Raw genomic sequence first — 14,524 nt, 5'->3', positions numbered from 1 at the left:
AACAAAAAATGTTTTCTGTGCGAAAGCGAAGTGCTAACGTAGCGGCAGCAACAAAAAATGTTTTCTGTGCGAAAGCGAAGTGCTAACGTAGCGGCAGCAACAAATGTTTTCTGTAGCGAAAGCGAAGCGTCAGCTACAATTACGCCAAGGCGAGATTGATATAAGTTGACCTTCGTTCCGACTGGGCGACTCCTGGGGATCAATCAGTGTCACAGGTGAGACCATAAAGCGAGCAAGGGAGGGGAGGAAGGCACATCGGACGCCCTCCCAGTCGGAATGGAAATCAACCACACGTTTTGGTGATGAGCCAGAGTGAAATTAAGAATGCTCTTTTTTTGTTTTGGGAAATTTCGTAAATTACTGCAAATTTTAAGATGAAGACCACTCCGTTTATTTCTTGTTTTGTACAGAAATTCGTAATAAAAAACGCTTTTAAAACATTTTTAGACTATTGACAAAATGAAAAATAGGGATTAAGATGGCGGTGAAATTAAATAAAACCTCGTTAGGTGAGGCTCCTATACAAACATAGGCCACTGCCCAGAAATATCGAAAGATGCCCATGGGTAGAACAGGAACTGTCGGATTAAGGCTTTTCTTAAGGTGGCTAAGGGATGAATTTATTTCTTTACGGTGTATAGTGCTAAAACTCGACTAGGGGGAGTCGAAAGTGCTTTTTGTTCTACTTTATTTTTTTATGCACTTTTTTAAACCCTCTAGGACTTCTGGAGGTTTTTTTATTTCTTAAAAAAGAATCTTATTACACATTGCTATATGGGTTAAAACTTTTTTAGCAGGAAGAATAAGAGTTCGCATTTAGAAAGGAGGGGGTCAAAATGGAGAGTCCTAGTATGACCGATGGAGATAGTAGGATTAAAAAACTTAGATCTGTTTTAATTCAACAGATTAGGAGGGCGATTCGATGCTTAAAATTTATAAGAGAAGCGGAGAAGGGCTATTACAAGAACAGCCCAAGATCGTTCAGGGTAGCTGTGTATATCTCACTAACCCGTCAGAAGATGAAATTCGGTACGTTGTTGACCACCTTGGCGTACCTACTGACTTTATCAATGACTCCCTCGATAAAGATGAACGATCACGTGTAGAAAAAAACGGAAATGATTTTTTGTTGATTGTCAATGTACCAATAAAAATGCCAAATGGTGACGCTGAACCATACAGGATAATTCCGATTGGTATTATTCAAACAAGTGATGTAATTGTTATAATTTGTCGCGACAATCATCCGATTTTACAAGAGTTTAGCGATATTCTTGTTAAGGATATTTATACCAATATGAGCGCATCTTATGTTTTACAGCTATTGCTTGTTTCTGCCCGTTACTATTTACATTGCCTTGATGATGTTAATCGACAAATTATTATAGCTGAAAAAATTATACAAAAATCGATAAAAAACAGAGAAGTGTATACTTTGCTTAATATAAATAAAAGTCTTGTTTATTTCTCAAAGGCGCTAAAAGTCAATCTAGTGATGCTGAAAAAATTGTCGAGAGTGCTGAACTTGGAGACGAACGAAGAAGCTGAAAAAAGGATACAAGCTACTTTTAATGAAATGCAGCAAGCATTCGATATATCACAAATTTACAACGAAAATTTAAGTAATTTGATGGACGCATATTCTGGGGCGATTGAAATTAACCTTAGTGTCGTGCTAAAAGTTTTAACTGCTTTTACGATTATTTTGACGTTTCCGACGATGATCGCCACAGTATACGGAATGAATTTCCCTTTGCCAATGCAGGATGAAGGATACGCATTAGCCGTTATAATGTCCATCTCCACAGGTATTAGTTTAGTGACAGGGTGGATTTTTTACAAAACAAAGCTATTTTAGAAGAGAAAGTGAGGAAAAAAGATGCTTACGATATACCGAAGCGATTCATCAGGTCAATTGCAACCGATATCCGAAATTGTTCATAACACGTTGCTTTATCTTGTTGATCCGACAGATGCGGAAATTTCTCAAATTTCAAATAAACTTAATATTACGAAAAATTTCATTCGTGATTCCCTAGACATTAATGAGCGACCTCGGATTGAAAAAGATGATTCGTCAACGGTCATCATTCTCAATTCTCCTGTTGTTATGAATGAGGAACATTTGTACGAAGAAATTCCTTATCGGACGATACCGATCGGAATCATACATGTGAAAGATCATTTGGTGATTGTCACAAAAAAAGACAATCCGTTATGTAGAGACTTGTTTTTAGGGAAGTACGGAACATTTCAAACACATATGAAGACGCGAATAACATTGCTGCTATTTGAAGCAATTGCCCAGTCGTATCTCGATTTTCTCAAACGTATAAAAGTACAGGTTGGACGATTACAACAAGAATTGAAAGAATCCCATAACAACCGTGAGCTTTTCGGATTGATTAATATCAATAAAAGTGTAGTTTATTTTTCTACTTCTTTGAAAGCTATGCATAATGTTTTTTTACACCTTTCCAAAGGACAAGATATAAAACTATATAAAGAAGATGAGAAAATGCTGCAAAATGCGCTAGTTGACCTTGAACAAGCAGCGGAAGTAACGGAAATGCGTAGTCTTAGTTTAAGTAATTTGATGGATGCGTATGCGGCAATCATTCATAATAACCTAAACAGCGTTTTGAAAATACTGACTACCATTACTATTGTACTAATGATTCCGACTATTATTGGAAGTGTTTTCGCCATGAATGTTCCATTGCCTTATGAAGAAGAACCATTCATGTTTGTAGGAATTATTGGGCTTATTGTAGGGCTCACTGCAGGGCTTATCTACGTATTTTACAAAACAAAATTTTTACGTTTATAATCTTTTCGTACCGTATATAAGAAAGGATGTGTAGCAAATTGCTTTTAATATACAAAAGTAATGCTGAAGGTAAGTTTGAGCAAACATCAAGTATTGGTTATAACAGTTGGCTTCATCTCGAAGCACCGACATCCAGTGAAATTGAACATGTGGCGGCAGCTCTTGCTGTTCCAAGTGATTTTTTAACTGATTCACTTGATATAGAAGAACGCCCGCGAATTGAAGAACGTGACGGGGCTGTCTTGTTTGTTATTCATATCCCTTACGATCAAATAGATGTCGAGAGTTCCTCTCACGACGTAAAATATCGAACAATTCCTATGGGTATCATTCACACTAAAAATCATCTGATTACGATCTGTAGAGAAGAGCTACCTTTTATGAAAGACCTTTTTAATGGTGAGATGACTCTTTTTGAGACACACATGAAAACGCGCAACACCTTAAATATATTAAGTATTACTGCTCGGGCATATATTGACTTTTTAGCTACTATTGAACGGGAAATCACCTTAGCGGAAAAGGAGCTTGCTAAGTCGTATCGAAATAGTGAGTTATACACACTACTCTACTTGAATGAAAGTCTTATATATATGGTAACATCACTTAAACAGATGAAATTTACTATGCAAAAAATCTTACATGGTAGCTCTATCGAATTAGACGAAGACGATGCAAATGTTTTAGAAGACGTGCTTATTGAGATAGATCAAGCATATGAAGTGACGGAAATAAATCAAACTAATTTAAATAATATTATGGATGCATATGGGAACGTCATTCAAAACAACGTAAGCCAAGTACTTAAATTACTCGCTTCATTTACAATCATATTATCGGTGCCGACGTTAATCGCTACGATTTATGGGATGAATGTGCCTTTACCATATCAAAATGAATCCAATGCATTTTGGGGAGTAATAGTCTTTATAATCTTGCTGACTGGGTTGTCTACTTTCATTTTTTACAAAAAAAATTATTTTACGCGGTAATATAGAATCAAACCATTTTAATAGAACAAATAATACTAAATTTTTTGACTCGGCATCAGAAGTTGTAAAAATGCCAGTTGATTGAAGTATAAGATGGGTGACTCTAAGCGTCACAGATGAGTCCTTGGAGCCCAAGCGACTCATCTGACGCCTACGAAAAAAGCGCCCAGTCGGAACGGACGTTATGGTGATGAGCCAATTTTTTCAGTAGTTGAAGTAGAAAATCTACTATTCTATAAACACTTTCGAATGGACGTTGTATTATGATTAGCCATTATAGTGCCAATTGACAGAAGAACATATTTTTTTTATAATTCTTGTTAGAAAATTGTAAAAAACGATGATGGAAAAAGTAAGTATTTGTGCGTGTAAAAGAAAGGGATTTCTTGGCTGAAAAAATCCTCACAATAGCAAATACCGAAAGCTACTCCGGAGTGCAGTTAATCTCTGCCGTTCACTTACGTTACAAGTGCTTAAGAGGTAAGTATACTTTTACTTACAACTAGGGTGGTACCGCGAGACAAATCACAAGTCCTCGTCCCTTTTTTGGGGATGGGGGCTTTTTTATGTTGATTTGTGGATTCATATCGTAATTTTACAAAACATATAGGGAGGAAATTTTCATATGAAAGCAGCAGAAATTCGCCGCATGTATTTAGAATTCTTTAAAGAAAAAGGTCATCATCATGAGCCATCAGCACCGCTTGTGCCAATCAATGACCCATCATTACTTTGGATTAACTCAGGTGTTGCAACACTTAAACCATATTTCGATGGTCGTATCATTCCTGAAAATCCACGTATTACAAATGCCCAAAAATCAATCCGTACAAATGATATTGAAAACGTAGGTAAAACAGCTCGTCACCATACGTTCTTTGAAATGTTAGGTAACTTCTCAATTGGGGATTACTTTAAAAAAGAAGCTATTCATTATGCTTGGGAGTTCTTAACGGATAAAAAATGGATGGGCTTTGATCCTGAGCTTTTATCGATTACGATCCATCCTGAAGATCAAGAAGCGTATGACGTTTGGCATAACGAAATTGGTATTCCTGAAGAGCGTTTAATCCGTCTAGAGGGGAACTTCTGGGATATCGGTGAAGGTCCATCGGGTCCTAACTCAGAAATTTTTTATGACCGTGGGGAAGAATACGGTTCAGATGAAAATGATCCAGAAATGTATCCAGGTGGAGAAAATGAACGCTATCTTGAAATTTGGAACTTAGTGTTCTCTCAATTCAACCATAATCCTGATGGCACATACACACCACTTCCAAAGCAAAATATTGATACTGGTATGGGTCTTGAGCGTATCGTATCAGTTGTTCAAAATGTTCCAACAAACTTTGATACAGATTTATTCATGCCTATAATTGAAAAAATCGAGCAGTTAGCAAATCGTAAATACAAACGTCCTGGTGAAGTAGCACTAAGTGAAATCTTCGGTTCAGAAGAAGATATTAATACACCATTTAAAGTGATCGCTGACCACATTCGTACAGTGGCGTTTGCTATTGGTGATGGTGCTCTTCCTTCAAATGAAGGTCGAGGTTATGTATTACGTCGTTTACTACGTCGTGCTGTGCGCTATGCAAAACAAATCGGCATTGAAAAGCCATTTATGTTTGAATTAGTACCAACTGTTGGTGAAATTATGAATGATTTCTACCCAGAGGTAACGGAAAAATGCGAGTTTATCCAACGTGTTATTAAAAATGAGGAACTTCGCTTCCATGAAACATTAGACGGTGGTCTTACTATCTTTAACGATGTAGTAGAAGCTCAAAAAGCAGCAGGCCATGACTATATTCCAGGTGCAGATGCATTCCGTTTATATGATACTTACGGTTTCCCAATCGAATTAACAGAAGAGTATGCGGAAGAAGTAGGCATGAAGGTAGATCATGAAGGCTTTGAAGCGGCAATGGAAGAACAACGTGAACGCGCACGTGCAGCTCGTCAAGATGTAGATTCTATGCAAGTACAAAACGAAGTGCTAGCAAACTTGACGGTTGCAAGTGAATTTGTAGGCTATGATACATTAACGACAGACACAGAAGTGGCAGCGATCATTGTCAATGGTCAAGTATCGAAGGTAGCATCTGAAGGGCAAGAAGCACTAGTTATTTTAGCTAAAACACCATTCTATGCTGAAATGGGTGGTCAAATAGCGGATAGCGGTGTTATTGCTAATGATAGCTTTACGGCCATTGTAAAAGATGTACAAAAAGCTCCAAATGGTCAGCCGCTTCATACTGTACTTGTAGAATCTGGCGAAATGCATGTTGAAGATGCTGTGAAGGCAGTAGTTAACCGTGATGAACGTAATTTAATTATTAAAAACCATACAGCAACACATATTATGCAACGCGCGCTAAAAGATGTACTGGGCGACCATGTTAGCCAAGCTGGATCTTATGTAGGGCCTGATCGTTTACGCTTTGACTTCTCTCACTTCGGACAAGTGACAAAAGAGGAATTACAACAAATTGAACGTATTGTAAATGAAAAAGTGTGGGATGATATAGAGGTCGTTATTGAAGAAAAAGGCATCGATGAAGCAAAAGCTATGGGAGCAATGGCTTTATTCGGTGAGAAATACGGTGATATCGTTCGCGTTGTGTCAATTGGTAACTACTCTATTGAACTTTGCGGTGGTTTACACGTAAAACGTTCTTCTGAAATTGGCTTCTTCAAAATTGTTTCAGAAGGTGGTATCGGTGCAGGTACTCGTCGTATCGAGGCTGTGACAGGTAAAGTTGCTTATGAAGCAGTGAAAGAGGAAGAAGCTTTATTAAACGAAGCGGCGGCAATATTAAAAGCTAATCCAAAAGATATTGTGACAAAAGTAAATGCGTTACAAGCTGACTACAAAGATTTACAACGTGAAAATGAGGCATTATCACAAAAAATCGCGAATGCACAAGCAGGCGCTATTGTGGACGCTGCGCAAACTTTTGGGGATGTAACTGTTCTATCTACTAAAGTTGAGGCGAAGGACAATAATCAACTGCGTCAAATGATGGATGACTTGAAAGTGAAAATGCCTAAAGCTGTTATCGTTCTTGGTGCTGTCGATGGCGAAAAGGTTATGCTATGTGCTGGTGTAACAAAAGATTTAGTTGGTGGTAATTACCATGCAGGAAATATCGTAAAAATGGTAGCAGAAGCATGTGGTGGTAAAGGTGGCGGTCGTCCAGATATGGCGATGGCAGGTGCAAAAGATGCATCAAAACTTGATGAAGCACTACTTTCTGTGTATGATTATGTTAAATCCATTTAACTTCTTTTTGCGAATGCAATAGAGGAACTCAGGCTAAGAACTTCACATCCTGTGAAAACGCCTGAGTGACCAGCGTCGTGTTGCTGCCGCTGCGTTAGCACTAAGCTTTCGCACAAAAAACATCTGCTGGCCTAAAGCCTCCGGCGGATGTCACGGAATCGGAAAGGAGTTCTTAGGGGATGTTAGCCTAAGATCATCGCATCCATGCGATAACGGCTGACTGACCTGCGTCGGTAAAAACGCCACGTCCTGTGGCATTACCGAAATGACCGACATCGTGTCGGCCCTCGTGCAGGCCTAAACACAAAGCCGATTCCAGACGCAATTATGCCGAGGTATAATTGATAATACGCCAAAACATGTTATAATAAAGAGAAATTGGAGATGAGCTTTTTTGCACATCTCCTTATTTCTGAAAGCGAGGTGCTGGTCATGAGTTCATTTGATCAAACGATGAAATTTAATTTTCCAGAAGAATCAATGGAACAGGAAGTCAAGCAGGTAATGTTGAAAGTACATTCTTCATTAGAGGAAAAGGGATATAACCCTATCAATCAGATTGTCGGTTATTTACTTTCTGGTGATCCGGCGTATATTCCTCGCCATCAGGATGCTCGTAATTTAATTCGCAAGCTTGAGCGTGACGAAATTCTAGAAGAGCTTGTTAAGTTTTATATTAAAAAGAATAACGAGGATTAGAAATGAGAATTATGGGATTAGACGTTGGGTCAAAAACCGTAGGCGTTGCTGTTAGTGATGCTCTAGGGTGGACGGCCCAAGGTATTGAAACCGTAAAAATTGATGAAGCTAACGGCGAGTTCGGCATTGAGCGTATAGCCGAGCTAGTGAAGGAGTATGCTATAACAGAATTTGTTGTAGGATACCCGAAAAACATGAATAATACGGTTGGACCGCGTGGGGAGGCTTCTGAAAACTATAAAAAGCTTTTAGAAGAAACATTTTCACTACCGGTCAAGCTTTGGGATGAACGTCTAACAACGATGGCTGCTGAGCGTATGCTAATCGAAGCGGACGTAAGTCGCAAAAAACGCAAGCAAGTCATAGATAAAATGGCTGCTGTGATGATTTTACAAGGCTACTTAGATAGCAAAAATTAATTTATGAGGTGACAAGCGCATGGCACAAGAGCATAACCACGAAGAAGAATTACATGTACAACACATTACAGTGATTGACGAGAACGGAAATGAACAACTTTGTGAAGTGATTCACGTACATGAATCAGCTGAATTCGGTAAATCATATGTATTTTACTCTATGGTAGGTGCAGAAGAAGATGAGGATGGCTCTGTAGAAATCTTCGTATCTTCATTTGTACCATCTGAAAATGGTGAAGATGGTGAGTTAACACCAATCGAAACTGAAGCAGAGTGGGATATGGTAGAAGACGTATTAAACGCTTTAGAGGATGAAAACGAAGAATAATCATCGTAATCTTTAAAAGTGTGGAACAAGGATGGCAATAAGCACTCCTTGTTCCTTTTTTACTTTTGAAAGAATAAAGCTAGCTTGGAGGAGATTAAATGAACGAAGAAACGCAAGAATTTCTTATAATTGGAGAGGATGGCAAGGAGCAAAAATGCCGTGTTGTCTTCACCTTTGATGCAGAAGAAAAATCATATGTATTATTTTCGTTAATTGACGAAAATGGTAATGAAATTCCTGGAGACATTTCTGCTATGACATTCGATTATGATGATAATAATGGGGAAATGACCAATTTACAGCCTGTTGAAACAGAGGCGGAGTGGGAAATGATTAATGAGGTGGTCCTAACACTTCTAGAGGAATTTGAAGAGGGACCGCAGCTAATTACTGTAACAGATGAGGATGGAACAGATCAGGTTTGTGAGGTCATTCATACATTTTCATCCGAACAGTTTGGTAAATCCTATGTACTTTATGTTCTAGCATCGGACGAGCCAATAGAGGAAAAAGATATTTTTGCTGCCCAATATATAGCTGGAAATGACGGGACGATAGAAGAATTATTACCAATTGAAACAGATGCCGAATGGGAATTTGTTGAAGATATATTAAATGATTTATAATAAAAACTCTGAGTGGTGTAAAGTGCTACTCAGAGTTTTTTTATTTTCATTCAGCCAAATGTTTGCTGTAGCGAAATCGCAACGGCAGTTTGTGGGCACAATTTAAAATCCGAACGAATTACGTCGAGGCGAAGTTGATATGTGCTATTTTTACTGAATTATCTATTTCTGTTTGTCGTGAAAGTTGATTTCTAGTATGATAATGAAGTGATAGGGGGGAAACCCGTGGATAACGGTTCAAAAAAACAAGAAATGTTTTCAAAAATGGAAAAAAGAAAATCCGAGGTAAAAGTTGTGAGAAAAATAGTGGCTATTGTTGCAATTTCTATTGTTCTACTATTAGGGATTGTCGGTTTATTTGGTTATACGTATGTGAAGAGTGCTTTAAAACCGGTGGATCCGGATGCAACTAAAACTATAGCAGTTGAAGTACCAATTGGCTCAACCTTAAGCTCTATTTCGACTTTACTAGAGGAAAAAGGAATTATTAAAGATGCGCGTGTTTTTAAATACTATGCTAAGTTTAAAAATGAATCCCAGTTCCAAGCCGGGAAATATGATTTAACGCAGGCCATGACATTAGATGAGCTAATAGAAAGTTTAAAATCCGGAAAGGTCTACCGTAAACCAGTCTTTACAATGACAATTCCAGAGGGTTTAACACTCGAACAAATTGGTAACATTGTAGAAAAGAAAACGCCGTACACTCAAAAGGAATTTATGGACTTAGTAACAAGCGATGCATTTGTTCAACAAATGAAGGCTAAATACCCTGATCTTGTGACAGATGCGGTTTTAGCTGATAATATTCGCTATGATTTAGAAGGCTATTTATTCCCTGCAACTTATTCTTACTTTGAAGAAAAACCTTCATTAGAATCAATTGTAGATGAAATGGTAGGGGCAATGGACAAAGTTGTGAAGACTTACAGCGATGTTTTAACTGAAAAGAAAATGTCAGTACATCAATTACTAACATTTGCTTCATTACTGGAAGAAGAAGCTACCGCCCAAACAGATCGAGAAACGATTGCGAGCGTATTCTATAACCGTATCGATCAGGGGATGCCACTACAAACAGATCCAACTGTTTTATATGCACTTGGTTCCCATAAAGATCGTGTACTATATGAAGATTTAGAGGTAAATAATGTCTATAATACTTATAAAAATAAAGGCTTACCACCAGGTCCTATTGCGGGCGCTGGGAAATCTTCAATTGAAGCAACGCTAAATCCAAGTAAAACAGATTACCTTTACTTCTTAGCGGATAAAGATGGTGTCAACCACTTCTCGAAAACATACGATGAACATTTACAAAAAGTAGAAAAATACTTGCGTAAGGCAGAGTAATTACCTTTAAATAGAAAACATAAATAGCAACAATGTGGATAGAAGGAAAGAAAAATAGCTTTCCTTCTATTTTCGTGCTATTATAAAATGTGATTTTTAATCAATCCGCATGGAATAAATTCAATCAGTTTGTTAATGTGGGATAATATACGTGGTAGCAATTGTTTTGAGCTGAAAAAAACAATTGCTCATTTTTGTATGACGAAGTACCAAGACATCGCGTTTGGTCTTTTTCTTTTTGTTGCTAAATGATGAAGCCTCCGGCGGACGCAATTATGCCGAGGCATAATTGATATGAGGGTGGACTTAAAAATGGAATTATCAGATGCATATATACAATCATTTATTCAACCACGTAATGATTTGCTTTTAGAAATGGAAGCATTTGCGGAGGAGAATCATGTACCAATTATGCAACTTGCTGGTATTGATGCATTAAATCAACTGCTACGTATTCAAAATCCGTCGAAAATTTTAGAGATTGGTACAGCAATTGGTTATTCTGCAATAAGAATGGCAGAGGCTTTACCGAATGTGCATATCGTTACAATCGAGCGAGATCTAGAGCGTGTTACGAGAGCGAAGGCCTATATTGAACGTTCTGCAGTATCAGATCGTATTACAGTCATTGAAGGAGACGCCTTAGAGGTGGACGATGAGGCCATTCATACAACATTCGATGCGGTGTTTATCGATGCTGCAAAGGGACAATATCAACGCTTTTTTGAAAAGTATGCGCCTCTTGTAAAATCTGGCGGAGTTCTGTATATCGATAATATGTATATGCATGGCTTATCAGATTTGGATTTAAAAGAAGTACCGCGTCGCAAGCGCACAATGATTCGCAATTTAAAAAACTTCACTGAATGGATTATGCAGCATCCTGATTATACCAGTGCATTTTTACCGGTAGGTGATGGTTTATTACTATGTTTGAAGAGGTGACTATTATGAAAAAACCTGAATTGCTTGTTACACCGCAATCAGTGGACCATGTAAAAGCACTTTTAAAGGCTGGAGCAGATGCTTTTGTCATTGGTGAACAACAATTTGGTCTTCGCCTAGCAGGGGAATTTTCTGTTTGTGAAGTGGAAGAAGCAACAAAGCTGATTCATGCAGCGGGTAAAAAAGTTTATGTTGCGGTAAATGCGTTATTCCATAATGAAAAAATGGATGCGCTTGCCGAGTATTTAAAAGAAATGCAACGTATTGGCGTTGATCGTTTAATTTACGGTGATCCAGCAGTAATAATTATCCGTCGTGAGCAAGGTGTAACAATACCGTTACACTGGAATCCAGAAACGACTGCAACGAACTGGTTTACGGCAAATTATTGGGGGAAACGCGGAGCAACTCGCGCAGTGCTTTCACGTGAGCTTTCTTTAGATGAAGTGCTAGAAATCAAAGAAAATGCAGAAGTTGAGATTGAGGTTCAAGTACATGGAATGACATGTATGTTCCAATCAAAACGTCCATTACTAGGCCATTATTTCTTATATCGGGATAAAGTAATGGAAATTGAAAATCGTAAGGAAAATCGTCATATGTTCCTTCATGATGATGAACGTAATAATAAATATCCAATTTACGAGGACGCTAACGGTACGCATATTTTCAGTCCAAACGATATGTGCATTATTGATGAGCTTGGCGAGTTATTCGAAGGTAGCATTGATGCATTGAAAATTGAGGGTGTTCTTCAAACACCAGAGTATGTGGTCACAGTAACGGCAGCTTATCGTCAAGCAATTGACACATATTTTGACGAATCAGAAGATGCGTATGAAGATATTAAAGATGATTTATTAGCAAAAATTGAAGACATTCAGCCTGCCATCAGACCTCTTGATACTGGCTTTATCTTCAAGGAAACAGTTTACTAGGAGGTGGCAAGAACATGGCATTAGCATTAGAACAAAATGACAAAATCCGTGAGATTATCGACGGTAAACGTGTCATTACAAAAAAACCAGAGCTACTTGCCCCTGCAGGTAGTTTAGAAAAATTAAAAGTTGCAGTTCATTATGGTGCAGATGCTGTATTTATCGGTGGACAAGAGTTCGGTCTACGTTCAAACGCAGATAACTTCTCGATTGAGGAAATGCGCGAAGGTGTTGAATTCGCCAATAAATACAGTGCTAAAATCTATGTTACGACAAATATTTTCGCTCACAATGAAAATATGGACGGCTTAGAGCAATATTTAAAAGATATTGAATCTGCGGGTGTTACAGGCATTATTGTAGCGGATCCTCTTATCATCGAAACATGTCGTACAGCTGCACCGAAGCTTGAAATTCACCTTTCTACACAGCAATCTTTATCAAACTGGAAGGCAGTGCAGTATTGGAAAGAAGAAGGCTTACATCGTGTAGTATTAGCCCGTGAAGTAGGCGGCGAAGAAATGAAGCTGATGAAGGAAAAAGTCGACATTGAAATCGAAGCATTCGTTCATGGAGCAATGTGTATCGCTTATTCTGGTCGCTGTGTTCTTTCGAATCATATGACTGCTCGTGACTCTAACCGTGGTGGTTGCTGTCAATCTTGTCGCTGGGACTATGATTTATATGAGCTAGAAGATGGCGAAGAAAAGGCGCTTTTCGATGATAATCACGCACCTTTTGCGATGAGTCCAAAAGACTTAAAGCTAATTGAAGCAATTCCACATATGATTGAACTTGGAATTGATTCATTGAAGGTAGAAGGTCGTATGAAATCAATTCACTATGTTGCGACAGTTGTTTCAGTGTACCGCAAAGTGATTGATGCTTATTGTGCTGACCCTGACAATTTCAAGATTAAACGTGAATGGCTTGAGGAATTAGATAAATGTGCTAACCGTGATACTGCGGAAGCATTCTTCCACGATGCCCCTGGTCACGAAGAGCAAATGTTTGGTATACATGGCCGTAAAACGACTTATGAGTTTGCTGGTTTAATTTTAGAGCATGACCCAGAAACGAAAATGGTTACAATGCAACAACGTAACTATTTTAAACCTGGTGATGAGGTAGAATTTTTTGGACCAGAAATCGAAAACTTCCGTTTTACAATGGGTGAAATTTGGGATGAGGATGGAAATAGCTTAGATGCTGCTCGTCATCCACTACAAATTGTAAAATTTAAATGCGATATACCATTAAAACCGCATAACATGATGCGAAAGGAGAATAATTAATGGCAGTGAAGCGTCCAGTCGTCATCGGAATCGCTGGTGGCTCATGCTCAGGAAAAACGAGTGTGACCCGTGCTATTTATGATGTTTTCCGCGATCATTCAGTAGTTGTAATTGAACAAGATTTTTATTATAAAGATCAAAGTCATTTAACGTTTGAGGAGCGTCTAGGTACAAACTATGACCATCCTTTAGCGTTTGATAATGATTTGTTAATTGAACACATAAAAAAATTATTGGTTCGTCAACCAATTGAAAAGCCTGTATATGATTATGTAGAGCATACAAGAGCAAAAGAAGTTGTTCATGTTGAACCTGTAGATGTTATTATATTAGAAGGTATTTTAGTGTTAGAGGATGCGGATTTACGTGATCTAATGGACATTAAATTATTTGTAGATACAGATTCAGATCTACGTATTATTCGTCGTATAATGCGCGATATAAAAGAGCGTGGGCGTACAACAGATTCTGTAATCGAACAATATTTAACGGCAGTGCGTCCAATGCATAATTTATTTATTGAGCCTACGAAACGTTATGCTGATATTATTATTCCCGAGGGCGGGGATAATGAAGTTGCGATTGATTTGATGGTCACTAAAATTAAAACTATTCTTGAAACTGACAACGTATTGTAATAAGATAGAGTGGTATTGACAATATTTTCATGCGAATCATTGCATATTTCTGAAAAGCATGCATACTATTAGGTCAAAGAGCATTTTGAAACCGATTAAAAACAATAAAATTCGATTAAATGCATCACACATGGCATTTGGTCGAGTTTTATGTTTTTGTATTGATGAAATAAGG

The 14,524-nt window shown here is 38.0% G+C and carries 13 protein-coding genes, 1 riboswitch and 1 other annotated feature; all 13 genes read left to right on the top strand.

What is annotated here, in order from left to right; all coding sequences use genetic code 11:
* Positions 1-494: 494 nt before the first annotated feature.
* A riboswitch (M-box (ykoK) riboswitch) is annotated at positions 495-669 on the top strand.
* Positions 670-922: 253 nt separating this feature from the next.
* The 13 genes from QRN68_RS02765 to udk all read left to right on the top strand — a co-directional run bounded on the left by QRN68_RS02765 (position 923) and on the right by udk (position 14,349).
* A complete protein-coding gene (locus QRN68_RS02765; protein ID WP_285395146.1) occupies positions 923-1,858 on the top strand; it encodes a magnesium transporter CorA family protein in 936 nt (311 codons plus the stop codon).
* Between the two features lie 21 nt (positions 1,859-1,879).
* The gene (locus QRN68_RS02760; protein WP_285395145.1) at positions 1,880-2,830 is read left to right on the top strand and encodes a magnesium transporter CorA family protein; all 951 of its coding nucleotides are present in this window, start codon (positions 1,880-1,882) and stop codon (positions 2,828-2,830) included.
* 38 nt (positions 2,831-2,868) lie between these two features.
* The gene (locus tag QRN68_RS02755) at positions 2,869-3,822 is read left to right on the top strand and encodes a magnesium transporter CorA family protein (RefSeq protein WP_285395144.1); all 954 of its coding nucleotides are present in this window, start codon (positions 2,869-2,871) and stop codon (positions 3,820-3,822) included.
* A gap of 331 nt (positions 3,823-4,153) precedes the next feature.
* Positions 4,154-4,368: a binding site (T-box leader), on the top strand.
* 79 nt (positions 4,369-4,447) lie between these two features.
* A complete protein-coding gene (gene alaS, locus QRN68_RS02750; RefSeq protein WP_285395143.1) occupies positions 4,448-7,108 on the top strand; it encodes an alanine--tRNA ligase in 2,661 nt (886 codons plus the stop codon).
* Between the two features lie 432 nt (positions 7,109-7,540).
* Entirely contained in the window at positions 7,541-7,807 is a 267-nt protein-coding gene (locus QRN68_RS02745) for an IreB family regulatory phosphoprotein (RefSeq protein ID WP_004226839.1), read from the top strand.
* A 2-nt stretch (positions 7,808-7,809) separates the two neighbouring features.
* On the top strand, positions 7,810-8,226 hold the full coding sequence (ruvX, locus tag QRN68_RS02740) for a Holliday junction resolvase RuvX (RefSeq protein ID WP_197145001.1): 417 nt from the start codon (positions 7,810-7,812) through the stop codon (positions 8,224-8,226).
* 19 nt (positions 8,227-8,245) lie between these two features.
* Positions 8,246-8,554, top strand: coding sequence for a DUF1292 domain-containing protein (locus tag QRN68_RS02735; protein WP_049667728.1), 309 nt, complete (start codon positions 8,246-8,248; stop codon positions 8,552-8,554).
* 98 nt (positions 8,555-8,652) lie between these two features.
* On the top strand, positions 8,653-9,180 hold the full coding sequence (locus QRN68_RS02730) for a DUF1292 domain-containing protein (RefSeq protein ID WP_285395140.1): 528 nt from the start codon (positions 8,653-8,655) through the stop codon (positions 9,178-9,180).
* Positions 9,181-9,405: 225 nt separating this feature from the next.
* A complete protein-coding gene (mltG, locus tag QRN68_RS02725; protein WP_285395139.1) occupies positions 9,406-10,533 on the top strand; it encodes an endolytic transglycosylase MltG in 1,128 nt (375 codons plus the stop codon).
* 312 nt (positions 10,534-10,845) lie between these two features.
* The gene (locus QRN68_RS02720; RefSeq protein WP_285395137.1) at positions 10,846-11,478 is read left to right on the top strand and encodes an O-methyltransferase; all 633 of its coding nucleotides are present in this window, start codon (positions 10,846-10,848) and stop codon (positions 11,476-11,478) included.
* Positions 11,479-11,483: 5 nt separating this feature from the next.
* Positions 11,484-12,416: a peptidase U32 family protein gene (locus tag QRN68_RS02715; protein ID WP_285395136.1), complete on the top strand. Its 933-nt coding sequence runs from the start codon at positions 11,484-11,486 to the stop codon at positions 12,414-12,416.
* A 14-nt stretch (positions 12,417-12,430) separates the two neighbouring features.
* A complete protein-coding gene (locus QRN68_RS02710; RefSeq protein WP_285395135.1) occupies positions 12,431-13,711 on the top strand; it encodes a peptidase U32 family protein in 1,281 nt (426 codons plus the stop codon).
* Positions 13,711-14,349, top strand: a complete 639-nt coding sequence (udk, locus tag QRN68_RS02705) for a uridine kinase (RefSeq protein WP_285395134.1) — start codon at positions 13,711-13,713, stop codon at positions 14,347-14,349. The genes QRN68_RS02710 and udk overlap by 1 nt, the downstream gene beginning before the upstream one ends.
* Positions 14,350-14,524 lie beyond the last annotated feature (175 nt).

The sequence above is a fragment of the Lysinibacillus sp. fls2-241-R2A-57 genome (genome assembly GCF_030209535.1).
GTDB lineage: Bacteria > Bacillota > Bacilli > Bacillales_A > Planococcaceae > Lysinibacillus.
Note: the sequence above shows the minus strand (reverse complement) of the source record. Positions and strands in the feature narration are given on the sequence as shown.

Bases quoted from the DNA above. Each gene is read 5' to 3' on its own strand.
- QRN68_RS02710 (WP_285395135.1), top strand. From the start codon at position 12,431: ATGGCATTAGCATTAGAACAAAATGACAAAATCCGTGAGATTATCGAC.
- QRN68_RS02715 (WP_285395136.1), top strand. From the start codon at position 11,484: ATGAAAAAACCTGAATTGCTTGTTACACCGCAATCAGTGGACCATGTA.
- ruvX (WP_197145001.1), top strand. From the start codon at position 7,810: ATGAGAATTATGGGATTAGACGTTGGGTCAAAAACCGTAGGCGTTGCT.
- QRN68_RS02730 (WP_285395140.1), top strand. From the start codon at position 8,653: ATGAACGAAGAAACGCAAGAATTTCTTATAATTGGAGAGGATGGCAAG.
- QRN68_RS02735 (WP_049667728.1), top strand. From the start codon at position 8,246: ATGGCACAAGAGCATAACCACGAAGAAGAATTACATGTACAACACATT.
- QRN68_RS02765 (WP_285395146.1), top strand. From the start codon at position 923: ATGCTTAAAATTTATAAGAGAAGCGGAGAAGGGCTATTACAAGAACAG.
- QRN68_RS02720 (WP_285395137.1), top strand. From the start codon at position 10,846: ATGGAATTATCAGATGCATATATACAATCATTTATTCAACCACGTAAT.
- alaS (WP_285395143.1), top strand. From the start codon at position 4,448: ATGAAAGCAGCAGAAATTCGCCGCATGTATTTAGAATTCTTTAAAGAA.
- QRN68_RS02745 (WP_004226839.1), top strand. From the start codon at position 7,541: ATGAGTTCATTTGATCAAACGATGAAATTTAATTTTCCAGAAGAATCA.
- QRN68_RS02760 (WP_285395145.1), top strand. From the start codon at position 1,880: ATGCTTACGATATACCGAAGCGATTCATCAGGTCAATTGCAACCGATA.
- udk (WP_285395134.1), top strand. From the start codon at position 13,711: ATGGCAGTGAAGCGTCCAGTCGTCATCGGAATCGCTGGTGGCTCATGC.